16 protein-coding genes are annotated in these 23,325 nt (G+C 32.7%); 9 read left to right on the top strand and 7 right to left on the bottom strand.

All coding sequences use genetic code 11. The annotated features are described in order from the left end of the window. The 3 genes from CKBE_RS03070 to CKBE_RS03060 all read right to left on the bottom strand — a co-directional run bounded on the left by CKBE_RS03070 (position 1) and on the right by CKBE_RS03060 (position 2,802). A complete protein-coding gene (locus CKBE_RS03070; protein WP_015238127.1) occupies positions 1 to 708 on the bottom strand; it encodes a Bax inhibitor-1 family protein in 708 nt (235 codons plus the stop codon). A 167-nt stretch (positions 709 to 875) separates the two neighbouring features. Further along, entirely contained in the window at positions 876 to 1,322 is a 447-nt protein-coding gene (locus tag CKBE_RS03065; RefSeq protein ID WP_015238126.1) for a DNA polymerase III subunit chi, read from the bottom strand. Continuing rightward, positions 1,312 to 2,802 carry a leucyl aminopeptidase gene (locus CKBE_RS03060; protein WP_015238125.1) on the bottom strand — a complete coding sequence of 497 codons (1,491 nt, stop codon included), beginning with the start codon at positions 2,800 to 2,802 and terminating at the stop codon, positions 1,312 to 1,314. Before CKBE_RS03060 ends, CKBE_RS03065 begins: the two co-directional genes overlap by 11 nt. Positions 2,803 to 2,845: 43 nt before the next feature. Here CKBE_RS03060 and CKBE_RS03055 point away from each other — a divergent pair, with 43 nt between their 5' ends. Then, positions 2,846 to 3,952 carry an LptF/LptG family permease gene (locus CKBE_RS03055; RefSeq protein ID WP_015238124.1) on the top strand — a complete coding sequence of 369 codons (1,107 nt, stop codon included), beginning with the start codon at positions 2,846 to 2,848 and terminating at the stop codon, positions 3,950 to 3,952. Positions 3,953 to 3,955: 3 nt separating this feature from the next. Here the strand turns inward: CKBE_RS03055 and CKBE_RS03050 are convergent, their stop codons facing one another. Further along, positions 3,956 to 4,582: a C40 family peptidase gene (locus CKBE_RS03050; protein ID WP_015238123.1), complete on the bottom strand. Its 627-nt coding sequence runs from the start codon at positions 4,580 to 4,582 to the stop codon at positions 3,956 to 3,958. A 176-nt stretch (positions 4,583 to 4,758) separates the two neighbouring features. On the opposite strand from CKBE_RS03050, the gene CKBE_RS03045 reads away from it, so the two are divergent. Both CKBE_RS03045 and acs read left to right on the top strand, forming a co-directional pair. Further along, entirely contained in the window at positions 4,759 to 5,169 is a 411-nt protein-coding gene (locus tag CKBE_RS03045; protein WP_015238122.1) for a GlcG/HbpS family heme-binding protein, read from the top strand. A gap of 63 nt (positions 5,170 to 5,232) precedes the next feature. Then, a complete protein-coding gene (acs, locus tag CKBE_RS03040) occupies positions 5,233 to 7,209 on the top strand; it encodes an acetate--CoA ligase (RefSeq protein WP_015390038.1) in 1,977 nt (658 codons plus the stop codon). Positions 7,210 to 7,213: 4 nt separating this feature from the next. On the opposite strand, the gene CKBE_RS03035 is transcribed toward acs, so the two are convergent. Then, a complete protein-coding gene (locus tag CKBE_RS03035) occupies positions 7,214 to 8,869 on the bottom strand; it encodes an electron transfer flavoprotein-ubiquinone oxidoreductase (protein ID WP_015238120.1) in 1,656 nt (551 codons plus the stop codon). A gap of 360 nt (positions 8,870 to 9,229) precedes the next feature. Here CKBE_RS03035 and pyrG point away from each other — a divergent pair, with 360 nt between their 5' ends. From pyrG to eno, 3 genes are all read left to right on the top strand, one after another. After that, on the top strand, positions 9,230 to 10,876 hold the full coding sequence (pyrG, locus tag CKBE_RS03030; protein ID WP_015238119.1) for a CTP synthase: 1,647 nt from the start codon (positions 9,230 to 9,232) through the stop codon (positions 10,874 to 10,876). Next, complete coding sequence (gene kdsA / locus CKBE_RS03025; RefSeq protein WP_015238118.1) at positions 10,877 to 11,716, top strand: 3-deoxy-8-phosphooctulonate synthase; 840 nt, start codon at positions 10,877 to 10,879, stop codon at positions 11,714 to 11,716. It begins immediately after the preceding gene. Positions 11,717 to 11,832: 116 nt separating this feature from the next. Further along, positions 11,833 to 13,119 carry a phosphopyruvate hydratase gene (gene eno / locus CKBE_RS03020; protein WP_015238117.1) on the top strand — a complete coding sequence of 429 codons (1,287 nt, stop codon included), beginning with the start codon at positions 11,833 to 11,835 and terminating at the stop codon, positions 13,117 to 13,119. A gap of 38 nt (positions 13,120 to 13,157) precedes the next feature. Here the strand turns inward: eno and CKBE_RS03015 are convergent, their stop codons facing one another. Both CKBE_RS03015 and CKBE_RS03010 read right to left on the bottom strand, forming a co-directional pair. Then, on the bottom strand, positions 13,158 to 14,348 hold the full coding sequence (locus CKBE_RS03015; protein WP_015238116.1) for a THUMP domain-containing class I SAM-dependent RNA methyltransferase: 1,191 nt from the start codon (positions 14,346 to 14,348) through the stop codon (positions 13,158 to 13,160). 245 nt (positions 14,349 to 14,593) lie between these two features. Beyond that, positions 14,594 to 16,867 (bottom strand): NADP-dependent malic enzyme, encoded by a 2,274-nt coding sequence (locus CKBE_RS03010; protein WP_015238115.1) that lies wholly within the window; start codon positions 16,865 to 16,867, stop codon positions 14,594 to 14,596. A gap of 690 nt (positions 16,868 to 17,557) precedes the next feature. Here CKBE_RS03010 and CKBE_RS03005 point away from each other — a divergent pair. The 3 genes from CKBE_RS03005 (at position 17,558) to lpdA (ending at position 23,230) form a co-directional block, all read left to right on the top strand. Then, entirely contained in the window at positions 17,558 to 20,425 is a 2,868-nt protein-coding gene (locus CKBE_RS03005) for a 2-oxoglutarate dehydrogenase E1 component (RefSeq protein WP_015238114.1), read from the top strand. A gap of 45 nt (positions 20,426 to 20,470) precedes the next feature. Then, positions 20,471 to 21,670, top strand: a complete 1,200-nt coding sequence (gene odhB / locus CKBE_RS03000; protein ID WP_015238113.1) for a 2-oxoglutarate dehydrogenase complex dihydrolipoyllysine-residue succinyltransferase — start codon at positions 20,471 to 20,473, stop codon at positions 21,668 to 21,670. Positions 21,671 to 21,802: 132 nt separating this feature from the next. Beyond that, positions 21,803 to 23,230 (top strand): dihydrolipoyl dehydrogenase, encoded by a 1,428-nt coding sequence (gene lpdA / locus CKBE_RS02995; RefSeq protein ID WP_015238112.1) that lies wholly within the window; start codon positions 21,803 to 21,805, stop codon positions 23,228 to 23,230. Positions 23,231 to 23,325 lie beyond the last annotated feature (95 nt).

Here is a 23,325-nt window from a genome sequence, read left to right as displayed (position 1 = left end):
TTATTCTCTGTTATTATTCATAAATCCAATAATTATTAATAGATTACTAAAGACATTATATATGTCTAAATATATTGCTAAGGTTGCTGATATATAATTAGTCTCGCCATTGTTAACAACTCTTTGAATATCAATTAGAATAAAAGATGAGAATATTATAATAGATATCATAGATATAGTTAAAGAAAGGGCGCTAATATGCATAAATATATTAGCTATTGCTGCGAATAACATTAATACCGCTCCAATAGAAACCCATTTTGTAAAGTTAGATAAATCACGTTTTGTAGTGTTTGCCAAAAAATTCATTACGCTAAAGATTATAGCAGTGCCGCCAAAAGACATAGATATTATCTGGGCCCCGTTATGCATGCCTATTATTATTCCTAACAGACGAGAAAGCATTATACCCATGAAAAAAGTGAATACTAAGAGGAATAACACACCAAAAATATTATTTTTATTTTTTTCAATACAAGACATTAAGGTAAAAGCTCCGATAAAAAATACTATCGTAGATATACCAGGATTCGATAACATTCCGTAATTTATTCCGGAAACTATTCCAAAAATTGCCCCTAAGACGGTTGGTATTAGAGAAATAGCTAATAACCAGTATGTATTACGCAAGACATTATTACGTACAATTTCACCATTCTGATCTATAACAACGCTTGCTCTAAATTGGGATGATCGGTAATTGTTCATTTTTAACCTCTAATTATTATTAGTTAATAGATTCTATATTGAGGATTATTTTATCTAAAATACAAAAATCACCCAAACCTACATTTATTGTAAATGTAAGTCTATAGGTTACACGTTAATCATTCAAGATAAATATCTATATTATTTGACTGCGCGACAAAAACGTCCTATTTAGAAAAGACTAAATCATTAAAATGACAACTTGTCAATATATGACCATCATTTTTATAAGTCCTCCATCTAGACCTAGCCTCACTGCGCTCTTGTTCATCTTCTGTTACTATCTCTACGACACAATCAAAGTCATTATAACACAAGGGTAAGATATTAGACATGTTAACCAACAACATCTCATTGTTTTTTATGTGGCTTGTTTGTGATAGATAATCAGAAATAATTATATATTCCTCTTCGCAATTGTTTTTTTTTTGATAGAATGAGTGTGGTATAAAAGATACGTCTTTGAAAGTCCATAACATTATATTTAGTTTGCATAAAATATCATATTCGTTAGAATATACAACTACTCTCCTTTTATTTAGATAGTATCCATTTATTATTTGACAGACAGCATCCATCCTTTTTTTTATTCCAAAAATAAAATTAATTTCCATTATTAATATCTATCAAAAAATTTACTAGTAATGGAATAGGTCTTCCTGTAGATCCTTTATTATTTTTTTTCCAAGCTGTTCCTGCTATATCAAGATGTGCCCATTTATATGTTTCTGCAAATTCTGATAAAAAGCAAGCAGCTGTTATTGCTCCAGCAGATGCTCCTCCTGTATTTGACAAATCAGCAAAATTTGATTTTAATAAATCTAAATAAGATATATCTACGGGCATTCTCCAAACTGGATCTTTAGAAGATTTTCCAGCTCGTATGATTTTTTTTGCTATTTCATCATTATTTGAAAATAACCCTGTATAAACATTTCCAAGAGCAATAACACAAGCTCCAGTTAATGTTGCTATGTCAATTACAAGATCCGGATTAAATTTTTTTGCATAGGTTAATGCATCACATAGAATTAATCGTCCCTCAGCATCAGTATTGATAATTTCTATTGTCTTCCCAGACATGCTAGATACAACATCACCTGGCTTATTGGAGTTTCCGCTAGGCATATTTTCACAGGCTGGTATTAGTCCTATTATATCGCGATCTATTTTTAATTGTGGTATTACTTTGAACAGGCCGATTACAGTAGAAGCTCCACACATATCATATTTCATCTCATGCATAGAATTAGAAGGTTTTAATGAAATTCCGCCAGAATCAAAAGTAATGCCTTTTCCTATTATAACTATAGGGTCTTTATTGTTTTTTTTATTGCTTTTATACATTATCTCTATAAATTTTAATGGTTCTTTTGATCCTTTAGCTACTGATATAAATGCTCTCATGCCTAGTTTATATACTTGTTCGTAATCCATAATATTTACGCTAATAGAATCAAATTCATCAGCTAATTCCTTAGCTGTTTTCGCTATATGAGATGGCGTGCATATATTGCTAGGTAAATCTGCAAGTTTTCTAGAAAGTGATATGCCATTTGCTATATAGTTACCTTCATCTGCACCATTTTTTATTTTTTCTTGATCTTTTTCGTTCGTTACAATTGTAAAACATCTTATTTTTTTGTTTTCTTTTTCACTTATTGTTTCAGTATATTTATACGTAGCATTTTTAATTGATATAACAGCATTTCTTATTGCAGTCTTTTTGCATATATTGGTATCCAGTCGCATTATCAAAGCAGAGCAATATTCGCTAATATTGTGAGAAATGCATGTTTTTACTAATGTTTCTTCGGCTCTTATGTAATTATCGACGCTAAATTTTGTTTTTTTTCCTAACCCTACTAAGATTATCCTTTTTGCTAATATGTTATTTATATTATATAAAACTATAATTTGTCCTATATTTGCTTGAAAATCATTTTTTATCAGATTTATAATGGTGTCGCTATCTATTTTCCTGGTTATCTCAGAGCTATTTATTAAATCCTCATCAGAAAATATACCTATACTTATAGCTTCAGTTTGTATTTCATGTATTTTATTGATATTGTTTGATATGTTAATTTCCATGTAATTTTTTATTCCTATAATAATATATTGTTTAAATATTTTGATGCAGTCAATATTCAGTCACTTTGTAGCTAGAGAAATTATTAATCGTTTTTCTATACAGTTATTAGTATTAACCATGGTCTGGATATGTTTTTTTGTTGTTCGTTTAATTACTCATTTCGAAGTAATATCTATAAAAATAATTTTTATCTTGTCAGTATTATCATTAATTACAGCATCTCCTATTATTATACAAGTTGCGATGTTCATTGCTGTTCTATTTACTGTAATGCGTAGTAGTTTAGAACATGAGATGATTGTATGGCTTTCCAGTGGAGTATCTTTAAAAAATTGGTTTATTCCTGTATCTAAAGTATCAGCACCAATATCTATAATTGTTCTAATCTTATCACTATTTTTATCTCCGTGGGCTTATCGGCAGATTGATAAAATTAACAATATATATTCACAAGAAAGCCAAGTAAATTTATATAAAAACTCCTCAGGTAGATTTATAAAATCTAGCGATAATAATTTCATTTTTTTTGCAGAAAATTGTACTAATACAAGTTTAGTATGTAGTGATGTATTTATTAATAAAATTACAGAAGATGGTTATCTATCTATAATAGTGGCAGAAAGAGTAAATTTTGTAATAAATGGAGATAATAGCTCTATTGTTATGCGCAATGTAGATCGCTTAGATATGCCTCCTAGTATATCAGGACTAGACTCTTTTTTATATCATTTCGATAATTATGGCATGCATTTTAATAGTGATAACAATGTGAAAAATTCTGAAAACAAATTATTAAAATGTAGCTCTATAATTGATTTAATACATGATAACAGCTTGTCTTCTATCTTCCATATAGTTTGGCGTTTTTCATCTTTTATAATGTTTTTAAACTTATCATTTTTGGCGGTGCCGCTAGGATTTATAAATACTAGAAATGGAGGATTTATAAATTCACTTATATCTTTGTTGATATGTTTTCTATATATAAGTTTGACAAATTTGGTAAGATCTTTAGTTTTTTATCAGAATATTAGTTCATTCATTGGCGTATTAATGCCTCATATACTAGTTATATTATTTAATATGTTTCTAATGAACCAAATATTAAATTTAAATTCATATATAAGGAGTAATACAAGTTTTATTTAGATACTATTTTATTATTCTATGGGCAGCTATAAATTTTCTAGACCAGTAGCTTTTTTTAATGCTGCTTATTTCTACATACCTACCACTTCTAGGCGAATGTATGAAAAGATCATCACATAAGTATATGCCTACATGTGAATATTTATTTCTATTTATATTAAAGAATAGTAAGTCACCAGTTTGCAATTGATTTTTTTTCACTGGCTTACTCATTTCTGCGATTTTTTTAGATGTTCTTGGTAGATTTATATTTAAAGATTTTTTTGCGCAATAATAAATTAGACCACTACAGTCAAACCCATCACGTGGATTTTCCCCACCAAAATGATAAGGTTTGCCTAAATTATCCAATGCCTCACTAACAAAAAGATAGAATCTTTTATTCTTCTTTTTAATATCAGATTTTTTAAAGCTATTTTTTACGGTAGAATGTAGCTTTTTCTGTTCCTGAATTCTATTATAATACTTCTTTGTTTTAGTTTTAGTTTTATTATAACTATCTAGTGTAGAGCACCCTGTAACAATAGATAACACAAAAACTATCATTGTAACCAAGCAAATATTTATTACAAGTTTAGTTGCCTTTATAGCCGATCTTAGGTGTTTATAGTTTGCTTCTATGTTTTCCATTTTGACTAGGATATATTAGGATTGTTTGAGAATTAATCAACCTTGCTTTTCTATTTAAGTTAGTACCCAGACCATGTAAATATACTATTCCATTTTATATTTAATCATATATGGAACTGTATATGTTATTAATAATTTGAATTAATTATTAGATTGTATTTTATAAAGAGGTAATTATGAAGTCTAAATATTTTCTTACAGCAGATGATGTAAAATTAATAATAAAATCTTCTGAGTTGTATTCATTAAATAAAAATTTGAATGTGGCAATATCAGTAGTAGATGATGGAGGGCATCTATTGGGAATGTTGCGTCTTGATGGAGCACCAGCAATATCATCCCATATATCCTTAGCTAAGGCAAAGACATCAGCTTTAGGCAGAAGAGAATCATTAGTATATGAAGAAATAATAAATTCTGGTCGTTATTCATTTCTATCAGCTCCCATAATAGAAGGAATGTTAGAAGGTGGCGTGCCAATTATTATAGAAAATAATATTATTGGTGCTGTCGGTGTATCTGGAGCAAAATCAAACGAAGATGCTGATATAGCTAGAGCAGGCATAGATTCACTTATAGCCGTTTAGTTGATTAGTGTAAAAATATTTGTGTTATAAAAATTTAAAAAATAATTAAATGGAGATAGCATTATGTCTAATGCGATCCAGTCGTTCATGACAGATGATAAGGTATCAAATACAAATTGTAACGTGTTAGGAGCATCAATTCCTAGCTATGAATCTTATAAAAATTTATGTTTAAAAGCAGAAAATAATTTTGAAAAATTTTGGGGTGATTACGCTACTGAGCTTTTATCTTGGTCTAAGGTCTTTACTAAGGTATTGGATGATTCTAACAAGCCTCATTATAAATGGTTTATAGATGGAAAAATAAATGTAACATTTAATTGTTTAGATGTTCATTTGACAAATGGAAACTCAGATAAAACTGCAATTATATTTGAATCTGATGATGGCGAAATCACAAGTATTACTTATAAGAATTTACTTAAAAGAGTTTGTAGATTTGCGAACGGTCTAAAAAATCTAGGTTATAAAATCGGAGACAGATGTGTAATATATATGCCTATGTCTATTGAAGTAATTGTAGCTATGCAAGCCTGTGCAAGACTAGGGATAATTCATTCCGTGGTGTTCGGCGGGTTTTCTTCTAAGAGTTTACATGAGCGTATATTAGATATTGGAGCATCTATTATTATTACTTCTGACTATCAAAAAAGAGGTGGTAAAAAAATACCATTAAAAGCAGCTGTTGACGATGCAATTAATTTAGGAAAGTGTGAAAATATAAAAAATGTTATTGTTTATAAGCGTATTGGAAGCGATATTAATTGGTTTAATGGTCGTGATTTATGGATGAATGATATAGAGGAAAATGAATTAGATTATTGTGATCCTGTTTTTGTTGATGCAGAGCATCCTTTATTTGTTTTATACACATCAGGATCAACCGGAAAGCCTAAAGGTATACAACATTCATCCGCAGGTTATTTATTATGGGCTAAAATGACAATGCGATGGACATTCGATACTCATGATAACGATATCTTTTGGTGCACAGCTGATGTTGGTTGGATAACTGGACATACGTATATTGCTTATGGCCCTTTGTCTATAGGTCTTACACAGGTAATTTTTGAAGGAGTACCAACTTATCCTAATTCTGCTAGATTTTGGAAAATGATAGAAAATCATAGAGTTAGTGTTTTTTATACTGCTCCTACAGCTATACGTTCTTTAATAAAATCATCAGATATTGATAACAATGTACATCCAGAGAATTTTGATCTCAGTAGTTTGCGCATAATAGGATCTGTCGGTGAGCCTATTAGTCCTAATACATGGAAATGGTATTATGAAAATGTAGGTAAAGGGAATTGTCCAGTTGCTGATACCTGGTGGCAAACAGAGACAGGAGGACACATGATAACACCGTTGCCTTGTTTAAGTTATTTAAAACCAGGCTCTTGTTCATTACCTCTTCCTGGAATATCTGCTGCTATAGTTGACGAGTCTGGAGAGGAAGTTCCCAACTTTACCGGTGGATTTTTAGTGATTAAAAAACCATGGCCTGGAATGATACGTAATATATGGGGAAATACCGAACGTTTTATAACAAGTTATTTTCCAGAAGAGCTTCGTGGCTATTATTTAGCAGGAGATGGGGCACAACGTGACAGTGATGGATATTTTTGGATTATGGGTAGGATTGATGATGTTCTAAATGTATCAGGTCATAGATTAGGAACAATGGAGATAGAATCAGCTTTGGTTTCAAATATTAAGGTTTCAGAGGCAGCTGTTATAGGACGATCTGATGATACTACTGGTGAAGCTGTGGTTGCTTTTATAGTTATGAAGGGGGATAAGCCTTCTAAAGATGAGGCTATCAATATAGCGAAGGAGTTACGTAATTGGATTTCTTGTGAAATAGGGCCTATAGCTAAACCAAAAGATATTATATTCTGTGATAGCCTACCAAAGACAAGATCTGGTAAAATCATGAGGAGATTACTAAGATCTATTGCTAATGGTGAGGATATTAACCAAGATATTTCAACTGTAGAGAATATATCCATTTTTGATAAATTATCAGGTCCTTTTTAGAAAATTACATACCGTTGTAAGCAGGGCCGCTACCTCCTTGAGGTGTCTCCCAGGTTATATTTTGTGTAATGTCTTTTATATCACAAGTTTTACAATGTATGCAGTTTTCTGAATTAACATGTAGCTTGTGATTGCCGTTTTCATCCTTGATAAAATTATATACTCCTGCTGGACAATATCTAGCTTCAGGTCCTGCATAGTATTTTAGGTTTATGAGTATAGGTGTTTCCGAATTATTGATTTTTAGATGTACAGGCTCATTCTTTTCATAACGAGTATTTGATAAGAAAACTGAGCTGTCTATATCGAATGTTGTTTTATAATTAGGCTTTTGATAGATTATTTGATCAAAAAAAATTGCTGGCTTCAGGGATTCATTGTCTGATTTTTTCGAATACAGATTCCAAAAGAAATGACCTCTAAATATTTTTTGTTCTAATACTATCATTAATAATGCAACTATTTTATATTTGTTGCTCCATTGTTTAAAATTCCTAGATTTATTCAGTTCTTTATAAAGACCTGATGCTTTAATTTTTTTAGTGTAAATAACTAGCTCGTTATTTTCTACAGTATTTTTATCTAGCAACATACTTTCTATAATTGATTCTGCAGCAATTATTCCGCTTTCTATTGCAGTATGTATACCTTTTAAGCGAGATGAGTTTAAAAATCCAGCATCACATCCTATTAATATGCCGCCTTTAAAGCATAGTTTAGGCAAGGATAATAATCCTCCCATTGTTATAGATTTAGCACCATATGATAATCTTTTTCCATTCTCTAAAATATTGTTTATTACAGGGTGAGTTTTATAACTTTGAAATTCTTCGAATGGTGATAACCAAGGGTTGCTATAGTTTAGATCGATAACCATGCCGACAGATACAAGGTCCTTATCCATATTATACAGAAAAGCTCCGCCATTAGCTTTATCATCTAACGGCCAACCAATTGTATGAACTACAAGCCCAGGATTTGATTTGCTATGATCTATTTCCCATATCTCCTTTATTCCAATAGAATATCTTTGTTGGTTTCTTTCTTTATCAAGGTTAAAGTGCTCGATAACTTTTTTTCCTAAGCTTCCTCTAGATCCTTCTGCTAATACGGTATGCTTAGATAATATATTTAATCCTGCTTGAAAATGGCTAGTTTTATTTCCTTCTCTATCTAAACCAAAGCTTCCTGTCGTTATTCCACATACTTCATCTTTAGAGTTGTACAATAAATTTGTTGCTGCAAATCCAGTGAAAACATCAACTCCTAATTCTTCTGCTTTGTTTCCCATCCATTTGACTAAATGTCCTAATCTAGTTAAATAGCAGCCATTGTTTTTTAGGCAATTTGGCAAAAGAAAATTAGGCACATTAAAATATTTATCTTTTTTGAGGTATAGGAATTTTTCTTCATTGATTGCTGTAAATAATCCTGATTCCTCAACATTGAAATTAGGTAACAGCTCTCTGATAGATTTTATATCTACAATGGCTCCTGACAAGATATGATCACCTAGCTCTAGACTCTTTTCTATTATGCAAACCTTTATATCTGTTTTTTTATCTATGGCTAGCTGTTTAAGTTTAATGCCTGCTGATATGCCAGAAGGTCCAGCTCCGACTATAATAACATCATAATATACGGATTCTTCTTGGTGCATATGTTTCCCATACTATTTATTAAATTGATACGAACTAATATAATGCTAAGCTAAGATCCAATACTACATATTAATTTCATAATTTACTATGAATATATAATATAAAATCCAAATAATTATAGATAGATGTTTTACGAATATTAATAATCTTTAAAATTATAAAAAATGGTAAAGTCCATAATATTCGCAAATTTTATGTTATCTTGGTCAATATATATATATATATATAACAAAGATTGTTATAAAATTCCTCAAAGAAGTTATGATATTAGTATATTTTTATTGCTTGTAACTTTCTGTTCATTAGTGCCTTAGTTTAATACTTGATGCACTATTATTTCAATTTGCCATTAGAATACGATGATTAAGTATATATTTATTACCGGTGGAGTAGTTTCTTCTCTAGGGAAAGGAGTCACTGCTGCTTCATTAGCTGCTATTTTAGAATCACGAGGTCTTCGTGTAACTATGTTAAAGTTGGACCCATACATTAATGTAGATCCTGGCACTATGAGCCCATTCCAGCATGGAGAGGTGTTTGTCACAGAGGATGGAGCAGAGACTGATTTAGATTTAGGTCATTACGAGCGTTTTATATCTACTAGAATGACTAGATTTAATAATTTTACTACAGGTCAAATTTATGATTCTGTAATTAAAAAAGAACGTCGTGGTGATTATCTTGGGAATACTGTACAAGTTATTCCGCATATTACTAATGAAATACAAGATTTTATTGTTAAAGGAGCTAATAATAGTTTTGAAGGTGACGCTGATATAGCAATTGTAGAGATAGGTGGAACTGTTGGTGATATAGAGTCTTTACCTTTTCTAGAAGCAGTAAGACAAATGAGTTTATTATTAGGCAGGAGTAATTTTTTTTTCATGCATCTTACATTAGTGCCATCAGTATCTTCATCTAGTGAGCTAAAGACCAAGCCAACACAGCATTCTGTACAAAAATTACGTGAGATAGGTATATTTCCTGATGTTATCCTATGTAGAGCTAGTAGACGTATTTCTAGCGAGGAAAGATCTAAAATATCGATGTTTTCAAATGTTCCAATGGAATCAGTAATATCTGTTTGGAATGTTGACTCTATATATAAAATTCCATCCATACTTCAGGAACAAGGAGTAGATGATATAGTATGTAAAACTATGTGTTTCAATCCATCACCAGCTGATCTCTCTGTTTGGAAAAAACTAGTAGAGAGGATTGAAAATCCTAGCTGTGATGTTGATATTGGAATAATTGGTAAATATATAGATTTCACTGAATCCTATAAATCTTTAATTGAGGCTTTAGCGCATGCTGGCATACATACAAATTCTAGAGTTAATATCAAGTACATAAATTCAGAAGATATCGAAAACAAGGGAATAGATTTAATAAAAAATTTAGATGGGATAATAGTTCCTGGTGGTTTTGGTAATAGGGGTATAGAAGGTAAGATTATGGCAATTAATTATGCCAGAGAAAATAAAATCCCTTTTTTAGGTATATGTTTAGGTATGCAGCTTGCCGTTGTAGAATTTGCCAGAAATGTAGCTGGTCTAAGAAACGCAAACAGTACGGAGTTTGACATTGATACAAAATATCCTGTAATAGCTTTAATAAATGAATGGAAAGATATTAGTGGGCAAATAGAAAGACGTAGTGTTGATTCTGATAAAGGTGGAACTCTTAGGAAGGGAGCTCAAAATATTTCTGTAAAAAACAACACTCGAACAAATGGTATATATGGTGCTAGTCTTTATGAAAGACATCGTCACAGATATGAGGTCAATAATAATTATTTAAAATGTTTAAATGATGCTGGGCTCATTATAGGGGCTAGCACATCATCAGAGAATTTAACAGAAGTTATCGAATTGAATGATCATCCATGGTTTATAGGTGTGCAATTTCATCCTGAGTTCACTTCTACTCCTCGTAATGGTCATCCATTGTTTATAGATTACGTTAAAGCAATTATAAATAGAAAATTTTCTAAAAGTGTTTAAATGAAATTATTAGACTTTGATATTGGTATAGATTGCCCACTGTTTTTGATAGCAGGACCCTGTGTTATTGAATCAAGTGAAATTGCTTTTGAGACTGCTAAAGTATTGAAAGATATTACTGATAATATGAATATAAATTTCATTTATAAAAGTTCATTTGATAAGGCAAATAGATCATCTGATAGTTCTTTTAGGGGTATTGGCATAGAAAAAGGATTACAAATTTTATGCGATATAAGAGATAAATATGGTATACCTGTAACTACTGATGTACATGATATAAATCAGATTAATGTTGTTTCTTCTGTTGTTGATGTTTTACAAACCCCAGCATTTTTATGTAGACAAACAGATTTTATAAAAGCTTGTGCTGCAACATTAAAACCAGTGAATATAAAAAAAGGGCAATTTTTATCGCCACATGACATGACTCATGTAGTTAATAAAGCTAGGAGTGCTGTACAGGAAGTTGGTGGTAATACTGATGGTATTATGGTATGTGAACGTGGATCTTCTTTCGGATATGGAAATCTTGTAGTAGACATGAGATCACTATCTATCATGCGTGATACTAATTGCCCAGTCATTTTTGATGCTACACATTCTGTTCAATTACCTGGTTCTAAAGGGTCATCATCAGGAGGAGATGTTAATTTTGTTCCTGTATTAGCTCGTGCTGCAGTTGCGGTGGGGATTTCTGGTTTATTCATAGAAACACATCCTAATCCATCAGAGGCAAAGTCTGATGGTTCTAATTCTGTTGCACTAGATAGTGTGGAGTCATTTTTAAAATCTTTGGTAGATATAGATAATATTGTTAAGGGGAATAGGTATATTTAGCCTGAAAAATTATATAAATATCAATTATTTAATAATTCGGTAATTATTTTTTATATTCTCATATGTTTGCAGATGACTTGATTTTATATCTTTTTATTATTTTGGGATAATATTTTATGAGTGCTATTGTTGATATTTTGGGTAGGGAAATACTTGATTCTCGTGGCAACCCAACAGTGGAGTGTGAGGTTGTTTTAGAAACAGGTTCTATCGGTAGAGCATCAGTTCCATCAGGGGCTTCTACTGGAACAAGAGAAGCTATTGAGCTTAGGGATTGTGATGCCAATCGTTATTTTGGCAAAGGAGTATTAAAGGCTGTTGAAAATATTAATACAGAAATAGCAGAGTCTTTGATAGGACTTGAAGCTTATGATCAATCTTATATAGATCATATCATGATAGAATTAGACGGTGCTGAAGATAAGGGGCGACTTGGAGCTAATGCTATTTTAGCAGTTAGCATGGCAGTAGCTCGTGCTGCATCTGAAGATTCGGGTTTGCCTCTTTATAGATATTTAGGTGGTAGCAGCTTGATGAGTATGCCGGTTCCTATGATGAATGTTATTAATGGAGGTGCTCATGCAAATAATAATTTAGATATACAGGAGTTTATGATATTACCAGTTGGAGCCAAGAGTTTTAAAGAGGCTTTACGTTGGGGGTCTGAGGTTTTCCATACCTTAAAAAAAATAATTAGTTATAATGGAATGTCTATAGCCGTTGGGGATGAAGGTGGCTTTGCTCCGAATATAAGTAATCACGAAGAGGCTATAAAACTTATTTTAGAAGCAATTAGTGAGGCTGGATATGAGCCTGGAAAACATATTTATCTTGGCTTAGATTGCGCAAGTTCTGAATTTTATAAAAATGGCTCATATGTATTAAATGGCGAAGGTGGAATTGCTCTAACTTCTAATGAATTTTCTGACTTTTTAGCTTCTTTGTGTGATAAATATCCAATTATATCTATTGAAGATGGCATGGCTGAAAATGATTGGGAAGGATGGAAGATTCTTACAGATAAATTAGGTAATGATATTCAGTTAGTAGGTGATGATTTATTTGTAACAAATACTAATATTCTTAGAAAAGGCATAAATGATGGTATAGCAAATTCTATTTTGATTAAAATTAATCAAATAGGCACTATTACAGAAACATTTTCTGCGGTTGAAATGGCAAAGCGTTACGGTTATACATCTATTGTTTCCCATCGTTCAGGAGAGACTGAGGATTCTACTATCGCTGATATAGCTGTCGCTTCAAATTCTATGCAAATAAAAACAGGGTCATTATCAAGATCTGATCGCATGGCTAAGTACAATCAGTTATTGAGAATAGAAGAGGCGTTAGGTAATATGGCTAATTACCCCGGAAAAGAAGCATTTTACAACATAATATAGATAGACATAAAAATATAAAGATCAGAAAAAAGCTATAGCTAATTATTTCTATAGCTTTTTTCGACAATATCAAATTGAAATAATCTGCAATCAAGCTTTCCATTAAATAATGGAATTTTCCTTTTTGGTTTTAGTCTTAATTTTCTAGGCAAGTCTAAATCACTAGATAGAATATTCACTTTCCAGTCAAAAAAGTATTGTTTTAAGTTTTTTGAGAAATTTTGCCATAGTTTTATGTCGTTGTCATTTTTTATTCTTTCGCCATAGGGAGGGTTTGTTATAATATATCCACTTGGTATATTTAATTTTCCAATGTTATTTGAGTCTTTTTGTATAAATCTTAAATTATTTGTATGTAAACCAGATATTTTTAAATTATTAACAGATGCATCTATAGCCTCTCTATCTATATCAAATCCTATTATCTCTGTTTCCATATTTTTTTTTATACTAGCAATTGATTCTTTTTTTAGATTATTCCATTTACTCTTATCATGAAGGTTTATTTTTTCAAATCCAAATGACCTTAATATTCCTGGGGGAGTATTTGTTAATTTTGAAGCCGCCTCTATAAGGATAGTTCCGCTACCGCAGAATGGATCTAATAAATTATATCTAGGATCCCAATCGGATAATGCTATTATGCCGGCAGCTAGGTTTTCTTTTAATGGAGTTTCACCTTTACTTAATCTCCATCCTCTTTTGAATAGTGATTCACCTGAAGTGTCCAGGTAGATAGTTACAGAGTTTTTTTCAATGAATAAATGTATTCTTATATCAGGGTTTATGGTATTTACATTTGGTCTTTTAGAAAAAATTCTTTTAAATCTATCGCAAACACCATCTTTAACTAGTAAATTGCAATATTGATTACTAATAAAACTACTATTTATTGAAGAAGTGTCCACTCTTATAGAGTATTCTGGTCTGAACCATTCTTCCCACTCTACATTATGTGATATTTCTAGAATATCCTTTTCATTTTTTATGTATGATGAATGTGATACTTGCAATAGCACCCTATTAGCAATCCTAGAATTTAGGTTTATATATTCTATATCATCCCACGATGTTTTTGCATAGCAACCTGATTTGTTGGTTTTAACGACATCTATGTTTAATGACCTTAATTCTTCGCTTAGCTTTAATTCTATTCCATTAGGACAAGGAACAAAAACATCAAAAACCTTATTCTTATTAATTAGATTATTTTTGCTATTATTTTTCATTTAATTAGTTATTAAGTAATTATTATCAATCTTCCACTTGATAATAATACATATTAATTTGTGAATAGTTAATAGAGTTTTTATATATAATGCGTTTTTTACATAAATAAAACGCTATAAAATATAATTACGATTATCTAATGTAGTGTTTGTCGTATTTTTTCTGTAATTGCAGGAAAAAATATCGCACTAGGCAAAATTATAATTTATTATGATTTTGCCTAGATTAGATTGTCTAAGAAAATTTAATCTTCTTGTTGAGCATCTACAACTGCTAATGTTGTCATATTTACTATTCTTCTTACGGTGGTGCTATTCGTCAATATATGTACAGGTCTATTTGCGCCAAGAAGTATTGGTCCCATTGCCACTCCTTTGCTTCCTGTCATTTTTAGAAGATTATATGCAATATTGCCAGAATCAAGATTAGGCATTATAAGCAAATTAGCTGTATCCTTAAGATGAGTATCTGGACAAGAAGATTTTCTAATATTGTTTGATAGAGCAGAGTCTGCATGCATTTCGCCATCTACTTCTAGGTCTGGTGCTAGCTCTTTTATTATTCTTAAAGCCTCTGACATTTTTCTTGAAGACTCCGTAATTCTACTGCCAAAATCAGAATGAGAGAGCAAAGCTATTTTTGGTATAAATCCAAATCGTAACATTTCGTTAGCTGATTGTATGGTTATGTTTGCAATTTCTTGAGCAGTAGGATTTTCATTAACATGAGTATCGGCAATAAATAATGTTTGTTCAGGAAGCATTAGTACATTTAAAGCGGCAAATGTTTGATTTTCTTTCTTTCCTATAACTTCACTAATATATTTAAGCTGATTATCGTATTTGCTAGAAACTCCGCAAATAAGTGCATCAGCTTCTCCTCTTTCGAGAAGCATCGATCCTATTAAAGTGTTGTGTTTTCTAAGCATCGATTTTGCAATTTTTGGTGTAACACCATCTCTAGATTTTAGTTTGTAATAATGTTTCCAATTTTTCTCTAAAAGTTTTTCATCCTCAGGATCAATCAATTGAATATCTTTTTCTATCTGAAGTCTTAGGCCAGCTTTTCTTATATTCTCTTTTACTACAGAATCACGACCTATTAATATTGGGTATGCCAATTTTTCATCAACGATTGTCTGTATTGCCCTTAGAACTATCTCTTCTTCTCCATCTGTATATATAATTCTTTTAGGATCCTGTTTTGCTTTAACAAATAATGGGTCCATAAGTTGGCCGGAATGATAAACATAATTGTTAAGTTTCTGCCTATAGGCATCCAGGTCTTTAATTGGCCTTGTGGCTACGCCAGATTCTTGTGCAGCTTTAGCTACAGCTGGAGCAACATGAGAGATTAGTCTTCTATCGAAAGGTTTTGGTATAATATAATTTGGGCCGAAATTTAAATCATCACCTGAATATGCAGATGCAACTTCATCATTCTGTTCTGCTTTTGCAAGATCTGCAATTGCCGTAACACAAGCAAGCTTCATCTCTTCTGTTATAGAGGTCGCTCCGCAGTCTAATGCTCCGCGAAATATGAATGGGAAGCATAGTACATTATTAACCTGATTAGGATAATCCGAACGTCCAGTTGCAATTATACAATCAGGTCTTACTGATTTAGCTAGTGATGGTAATATTTCAGGTTCTGGATTAGCTAATGCTAAAATTAAAGGGTTTTGGGCCATAGTTTTTACCATTTCTGGTGTCAAAACTTTTGCAGCAGAGCATCCCAAAAAGATATCAGCTTCTTTTACGACATCAGCTAATGTTCTTGAAGTAGTATTTTGCGCATATCTTTTCTTATTTGTTTCCATGTTTTCATCGCGACCTTCCCAAATAACACCACGCGAGTCAACAACAAATATGTTTTCTATTTTCATTCCTAGTCTGACTAACAAGTCTAGGCAAGCGATAGCAGCAGCTCCGGCACCAGAACATGCTAGTTTCACTTTGCTTATGTCTTTTTTTACTACCTCCAGACCATTAAGAATAGCAGCTGAAGATATTATGGCAGTGCCATGTTGATCGTCATGAAAAACTGGTATTTTCATCCTCTCACGTAGTTTTTTTTCTATATAAAAACACTCAGGTGCTTTTATGTCTTCTAGATTTACACCTCCAATAGTAGGCTCTAGAGCAGCTATTATATCTATGATTTTGTCTGGATCATTTTCAGCAAGCTCTATATCGAATACATCGACTCCAGCAAATTTTTTCAACAAGCAACCTTTTCCTTCCATTACTGGTTTGGATGCTAAAGGCCCTATGTTACCTAATCCAAGAACAGCGGTTCCATTTGTTATAACACCTACTAAATTAGATCTTGAAGTGTATTTAGATGCGGCCGCATCTCCTTCATGTACTATTGCCATACAAGCAGCAGCCACTCCAGGTGAGTATGCTAAAGAAAGGTCGTCTTGATTGTTTAATGGTTTCGTTGGTGTTACAGATATTTTTCCTGGAGTAGGGAATGCATGGTAATCTAGCGCGCGTTGATTTAAAGTATCATCCATGGTCTTATATTAGTTGGAAATGTTATAGCAAAGAATATTCGTCCACTTTATAATTAGCTCAGTGGGGCTTTTGAGTTTTTACGATTTTTAATTCATCTCTTATTTACTCAAGGTAATATTCACCATTGAAGTACACTAACACAAAATTTAAAACTAATTCATATTTCTGTTTTAAATAGTCAACATTATCTATTTTTTTTTACAACAAAGTTTGCTAACGATAAAAAATAGGAAGATATAGTTAGATTTAGTATGAGATAATAATAAACTGTGTAGTAATTTGAATTTTAGAATAATTTATTAACCATAAAAATCATTACTTTCCTTATCTATTAAATTTTAAATTAATAATTTTTTTAAAAATTAATTGCAATGCCGGTCGTATTGAAAGATCTTAGTTAAATTTTATATGTTTAAGATTTAATCTGATATATCACTTGATAAGTTTGAAAAATAATTTTATTACTAACTAGTCTTTTGTAAGACTAGAATAGTGTTGTATTATGGCAAGATACTGTTAATTTTAGAGAGTTGTAATACAATACATACTAAGGGCCAATATGGCTTAAATGTTTTAAGTTTTGCACGTGCCTTCTGCCCATTGCTATCCGCTGAACGGGAAGTCCGTGTCGCGGAAGGTTTTATCCCCTGCATCGTGTCGGCGAAATGCTCGAAAAGGTGAAGCGAATTATGTCTTCGAATAAAGAATCACTGTCAACATCTTACTTATTTGGCGGAAATGCGCCGTATATAGAGGAGCTTTATGAAGCTTATCTTGATAATCCAGGATCTGTAGATGATAACTGGCGTCAGTATTTTGATAAATTGCAGCACTCCCCAGCAGTAGATGGTAGTGATTGCACTAGAGATCAGGCTCATGCTCCAATAGTTGAGTCATTTGCACAAAGAGCAAAAACAAATTCCTTTGTTAAATCGCAGTCTGCTCCAGATTTGTCTATTGCCTCTAAACAGGTTTTCGTACAGTCAATAATAGCTGCATATAGAATTTTGGGATCCAATTGGGCTGATCTTGATCCTTTGAAAAGAAGGGAGCGACTGGAAATACCAGAGTTGAATCCTTCTTTTTATGGATTAACAGAGGCTGACTTAGATCAGACTTACTCTGCAAGCAATACGTATTTTACAACTTCAAGTACAATGACATTACGTGAAATTATTAAGGCTTTGCGTGATACTTATTGTGATACTATCGGCGTTGAATTTATGCATATTTCTGATCCAGCTTCTAAAAGATGGATACAGGAACGCATGGAATCAAGTCATGGAAAAGATCTTTTGAGCTCTGATAATAAACGTCATATCCTAAAACAATTGACTGAAGCAGAGGGTCTTGAACGATTTTTGCATACTAAATACGTTGGACAGAAAAGATTTTCTTTAGAAGGTGGTGAAAGTTTCATAGCATCTATGGATTCTGTTGTTATGCACTCATCATCATTAGGTATTCAAGAAATTATAGTCGGAATGGCTCACCGTGGTAGGCTAAATGTTCTTATAAATATTTTAGGTAAAACCCCAACCGATTTGTTTGCCGAGTTTGAAGGCAAACATTCCCAGGCTTTAAGTGACGGGGATGTTAAGTATCACAATGGTTTTTCTAGTGATATAGCAACTGATAGCGGTCCTGTGCATTTATCGCTAGCTTTTAACCCTTCTCATTTAGAGATAGTAAATCCTGTTGTAGAAGGTAGTGCTAGAGCTAGACAGGAAAGACGCCACGATATCAGTGGTAAACAGATTTTACCAGTTCTTGTTCATGGAGACTCTGCATTTGCTGGGCAAGGTGTCGTTATGGAAACCTTAAATTTAGCTCAAACCAGAGGTTATGGTACTGGTGGTACTTTGCATATTGTTATAAACAATCAAATTGGTTTTACCACATCAGATCCTAGGGATGCACGTTCTACCATTTATTGTACAGATGTTGTAAAAATGATAGAAGCTCCAGTTTTTCATGTCAATGGAGATGATCCTGAAGCTGTGGTATTTGTCACAAAATTAGCTCTTGATTATAGAATGAATTTTGGACGTGATGTTGTTGTTGATATAGTTTGTTTCCGTAAGCTTGGACATAATGAACAAGACACTCCTGCGCTAACTCAACCTCTTATGTATAAAAGTATAACTAGTCATCCTGGAACTAGAAAATTATATGCAGATAAGCTTGTAGCTCAGAATATTCTAACTGATGAGGAGCCAGATGAATTAGTAAAAGAATATAGAAAGCTTCTAGAAGATGGTCACAAAACTACAGAACCTGTGCTCACAGATTACAAGAGTAAATATGCAACAGATTGGGCTCCGTTTTTAAATTCTAAATGGACTGATTATGCTGACACAGCAGTTCCTGTATCTGAGTTAAAACGCATAGGTGATATTATAACCAAAGTTCCAGAAGGATTTAACCCTCATCCATTAGTTACTAAAGTATTGAATGATAGACGCAATATGGCTAATGGTAATTTAAATTTAGATTTTGGAATGGGAGAGCATCTGGCTTATGCTACTTTGTTAATTTCTGGATATTCTGTGCGTATAACTGGACAAGATTCTGGTCGCGGTACTTTTACTCATAGGCATGCTGTATTGCATGATCAAAAGAGAGAGAGTTGGAATGATGGTACATATATACCATTGCAGAATGTATCGGATTCTCAGGCAAAATTTACTGTAATAGATTCAGTGTTATCTGAAGAGGCGGTTTTGGGATTCGAATATGGATTTTCGTCTTCTGAGCCAAATACTTTGACAATATGGGAAGCACAGTTCGGGGATTTTGCTAATGGGGCGCAAGTAGTTATAGATCAATTTATAAGTTCTGGTGAGGCTAAATGGGGACGTCAATCAGGTTTGGCTATGATGTTGCCTCATGGTTACGAGGGGCAGGGTCCTGAACATTCTTCTGGAAGAATTGAAAGATTTTTGCAGCTATGCGCTGATAATAACATACAGGTAATACAGCCTACTACAGGTTCACAGATATTTCATGTATTGCGTCGTCAGATGATAAGACAATTTCGTAAACCATTAGTTATATTCACACCAAAATCTCTGTTACGTAATAAAGATGCAGCTTCTCCTCTGTCTGATTTTTCTGATGGTGCGTTTAAGATGGTTATTGGAGAGACAGATGAATCGATAAATGCAAAATTGGTTAAACGTATCTTGGCTTGCTCAGGTAAGGTTTATTATGATTTGTTGAATGCACGTCGTGACCGATCAATTAATAATGTTGCAATTATTCGTATTGAGCAATTATATCCTTTTGCTCATAAGTCATTTGAAACTGAGCTGCAAAAATATCCCAACGCAACAGAAGTTATATGGGTTCAAGATGAGCCGCAAAATCAAGGTCCTTGGTCTTATATACATCATCACTTGTATGAAAATATGTCGTATGGCCAGAAATTAGGCTATTCTGGACGTAATGCCTCTGCTTCTCCTGCTGTTGGCTATATGGCAAAACACCAAGAGCAACAAAAGGCGTTAATAGAACAAGCATTTGCTAATAAATTTAAGATTATGTTAGTTAAGTAAGCGGATTATTTTATAGATATTTATTAAATTACGGAATTTATCATTATGGCTATTCAAGAAGTAGTTGTACCCCAGTTGTCTGAGTCTGTCTCAGAAGCTACTATGTTGTCCTGGAAAAAGTCAGTTGGTGCTTTTGTTGAATCTGGTGAGATTTTAATTGAAATTGAAACAGATAAAGTTGTCCTAGAAGTTCCAGCTCCTTCCTCAGGTATTTTGGTAGAGATAGTGATGGGTGATAATAGTACAGTTGTTTCTGGCGAATTAATTGCAAAGATAGACACAGATGCGAAACCATCTGTCACTGATTCAAAACCAAGTAAGCAAATTCAAAGTACTGTTAATTCTGATAAGATTCAGAATAAAGATTTGAAAGGGGTTGCTTCACCATCAGCCTCAAAAATTTTGTCAGAGAAAGGTATAGAGCCTTCTACTGTAAATGGCACTGGAAGGGATGGTCGCATAACAAAATCTGATGCTTTGATATCTGATAAAAAAACATCATCAAAGACAGAGGAATTTGCACCGTCCTCACTGTCATTAGATGGACGTTCTGAGCAACGCGTGCCTATGAGTAGATTGCGCGCTCGTATTGCTGAACGTCTTATTCAGTCTCAACAAGAAAATGCTATTCTGACTACATTCAATGAAGTCAATATGCAATCTGTTATAGATATTAGGAAACAGTATAAGGATAAGTTTGAAAAGGAACATGGTGTTAAGCTTGGCTTCATGTCTTTCTTTGTTAAAGCTGCCGTTTCTGCATTGAAGAAATATCCTTTGATAAATGCTTCCATAGATGGTAAAGATATAATATATCATGGGTATTTTGATATAGGTATAGCTGTCGGCAGTCCTAGAGGACTTGTGGTTCCTATACTTCGTGATGCAGATCAGCTATCTATTGCCGATATAGAAAAATCTATTGTTGATTTTGGGAAACGAGCAGCAGATGGTAAACTTAGCATAGAAGAAATGATTGGTGGAACTTTTTCTATATCAAATGGTGGAGTGTTTGGGTCTATGCTATCTACTCCTATAATCAACCCTCCACAATCTGCCATTCTAGGCATACATGCAACTAAAGAGCGTGCTATAGTTGAGAACGGGCAAATTGTTATTCGTCCAATGAATTATCTAGCTTTATCTTATGACCATAGAATAATAGATGGTAGAGAAGCTGTTTTAGGGTTGGTAGCTATTAAGGATGCTTTAGAAGATCCTCAACGTCTTTTATTGGATTTGTAGAAAAAATCAATCAGTCGTTATAACCGATGATGACTGATTGATTTCTATTTATTCTCTATAGTTAAGTTTTTATTTCGAATCAAATGTTAGTATTGAATATCTATATTTAACATTATTTTTTATATGTAAATTATGTCTAAACAATTTGATATAGTAGTCATAGGTGCCGGTCCTGGTGGTTATATTGCAGCTATCAGGGCTTCTCAGTTAGGTATGTCAGTAGCATGTGTAGATGCATGGAGTAATGATTTAGGTAAAGCAGCTCCTGGAGGTACTTGTACAAATGTTGGATGCATACCTTCAAAAGCTTTGTTACAGTCATCAGAGCACTTTGAGCAAGCTGGTAATCACTTTAAAGATCATGGTATTGATATTGAGAATTTATCTTTAAATCTTAAAAAGCTAATTTCTCGAAAAGAAACTGTTGTTAAACAAAATAATGAAGGTATTATTTATTTATTTAAGAAAAATAATATTAGTTTTTTTCATGGAGTTGGATCTTTTTCTGCTCAAATAGAGGGCGGTTGGTGCATAAAAGTTGATGGCTCTACTAATACAGAGATTATTGCTAAGCATGTTATTATAGCTACCGGATCTTCAGCTAGGGAGTTTCCAGGTCTTCCTTTTGATGAAAAGGTGATTCTATCAAATGACGGAGCTCTAAGAATAGATAGTGTTCCTAAGAAATTAGGAGTTATTGGAGGTGGTGTTATAGGCTTAGAAATGGGAAGCGTATGGCGTAGATTAGGAGCTAGTGTTACAGTATTAGAAGCTATGCCTGATTTTTTAATGTCTGCTGATAGTCAAATAGCTAAGGAAGCTTTGAAGATTTTTACAAAACAGGGATTAGATATTCAGGTTGGAGTAAATATAGACAGAGTCAAGATTATCAATGATTCAGTATCAATTAGTTACAAAGACAATAAAGGAACAGATAAAGAATTGCTAGTAGATAAGCTTATAGTTTCTATTGGGCGCTTGCCTTATACCGATAAACTAAATGCTTCTTTAGTAGGATTAAAGATTGACGATAAAGGTTTTATTTGCGTAGATGCAGATTGTAGAACTAATTTACCTAATGTCTGGGCTATAGGTGATGTAGTAAGAGGTCCTATGCTAGCACATAAAGCTGAGGAAGAGGGTGTTGCTGTTTCTGAGAGAATTGCTGGACAACATGGTCATGTAAATTTTGATACTATACCTTCTGTTATATATACATCTCCTGAGATTGCATGGGTTGGCAAAAATGAACAGCAGCTCAAACAAGATGGACATGATTTTAGAGTAGGAACATTCCCATTTTTAGCTAATGGCAGAGCGAGAGCTTTAGGAGATACTACTGGTTTTGTTAAAATTATTGCTGACGCTAAAACTGATGAGGTTTTAGGTATTCATATAATAGGTCCCATGGCTTCTGAGCTTATATCTGAAGCAGTAACCATTATGGAGTTTAGAGGCTCTGCAGAGGATATAGCAAGAATTTGTCATGCTCATCCAACTCTTTCTGAGTCTTTAAAAGAAGCAGCTTTGGCAGTTGATAAGCGTTCTTTGAATTTTTAATATAAATAGATAATGCATTAGTGTTTGATTTTATTCTACTAATGCATTATTAATGATATTCTTAGATAAAAGATATTGCGTTTATTTGCTCATTA

The sequence above is a fragment of the Candidatus Kinetoplastibacterium blastocrithidii (ex Strigomonas culicis) genome (assembly GCF_000319245.1).
GTDB classification, from domain to species: Bacteria; Pseudomonadota; Gammaproteobacteria; order Burkholderiales; family Burkholderiaceae_B; genus Kinetoplastidibacterium; species Kinetoplastidibacterium blastocrithidiae.
This window is presented reverse-complemented; position numbering and strand designations above follow the sequence as displayed.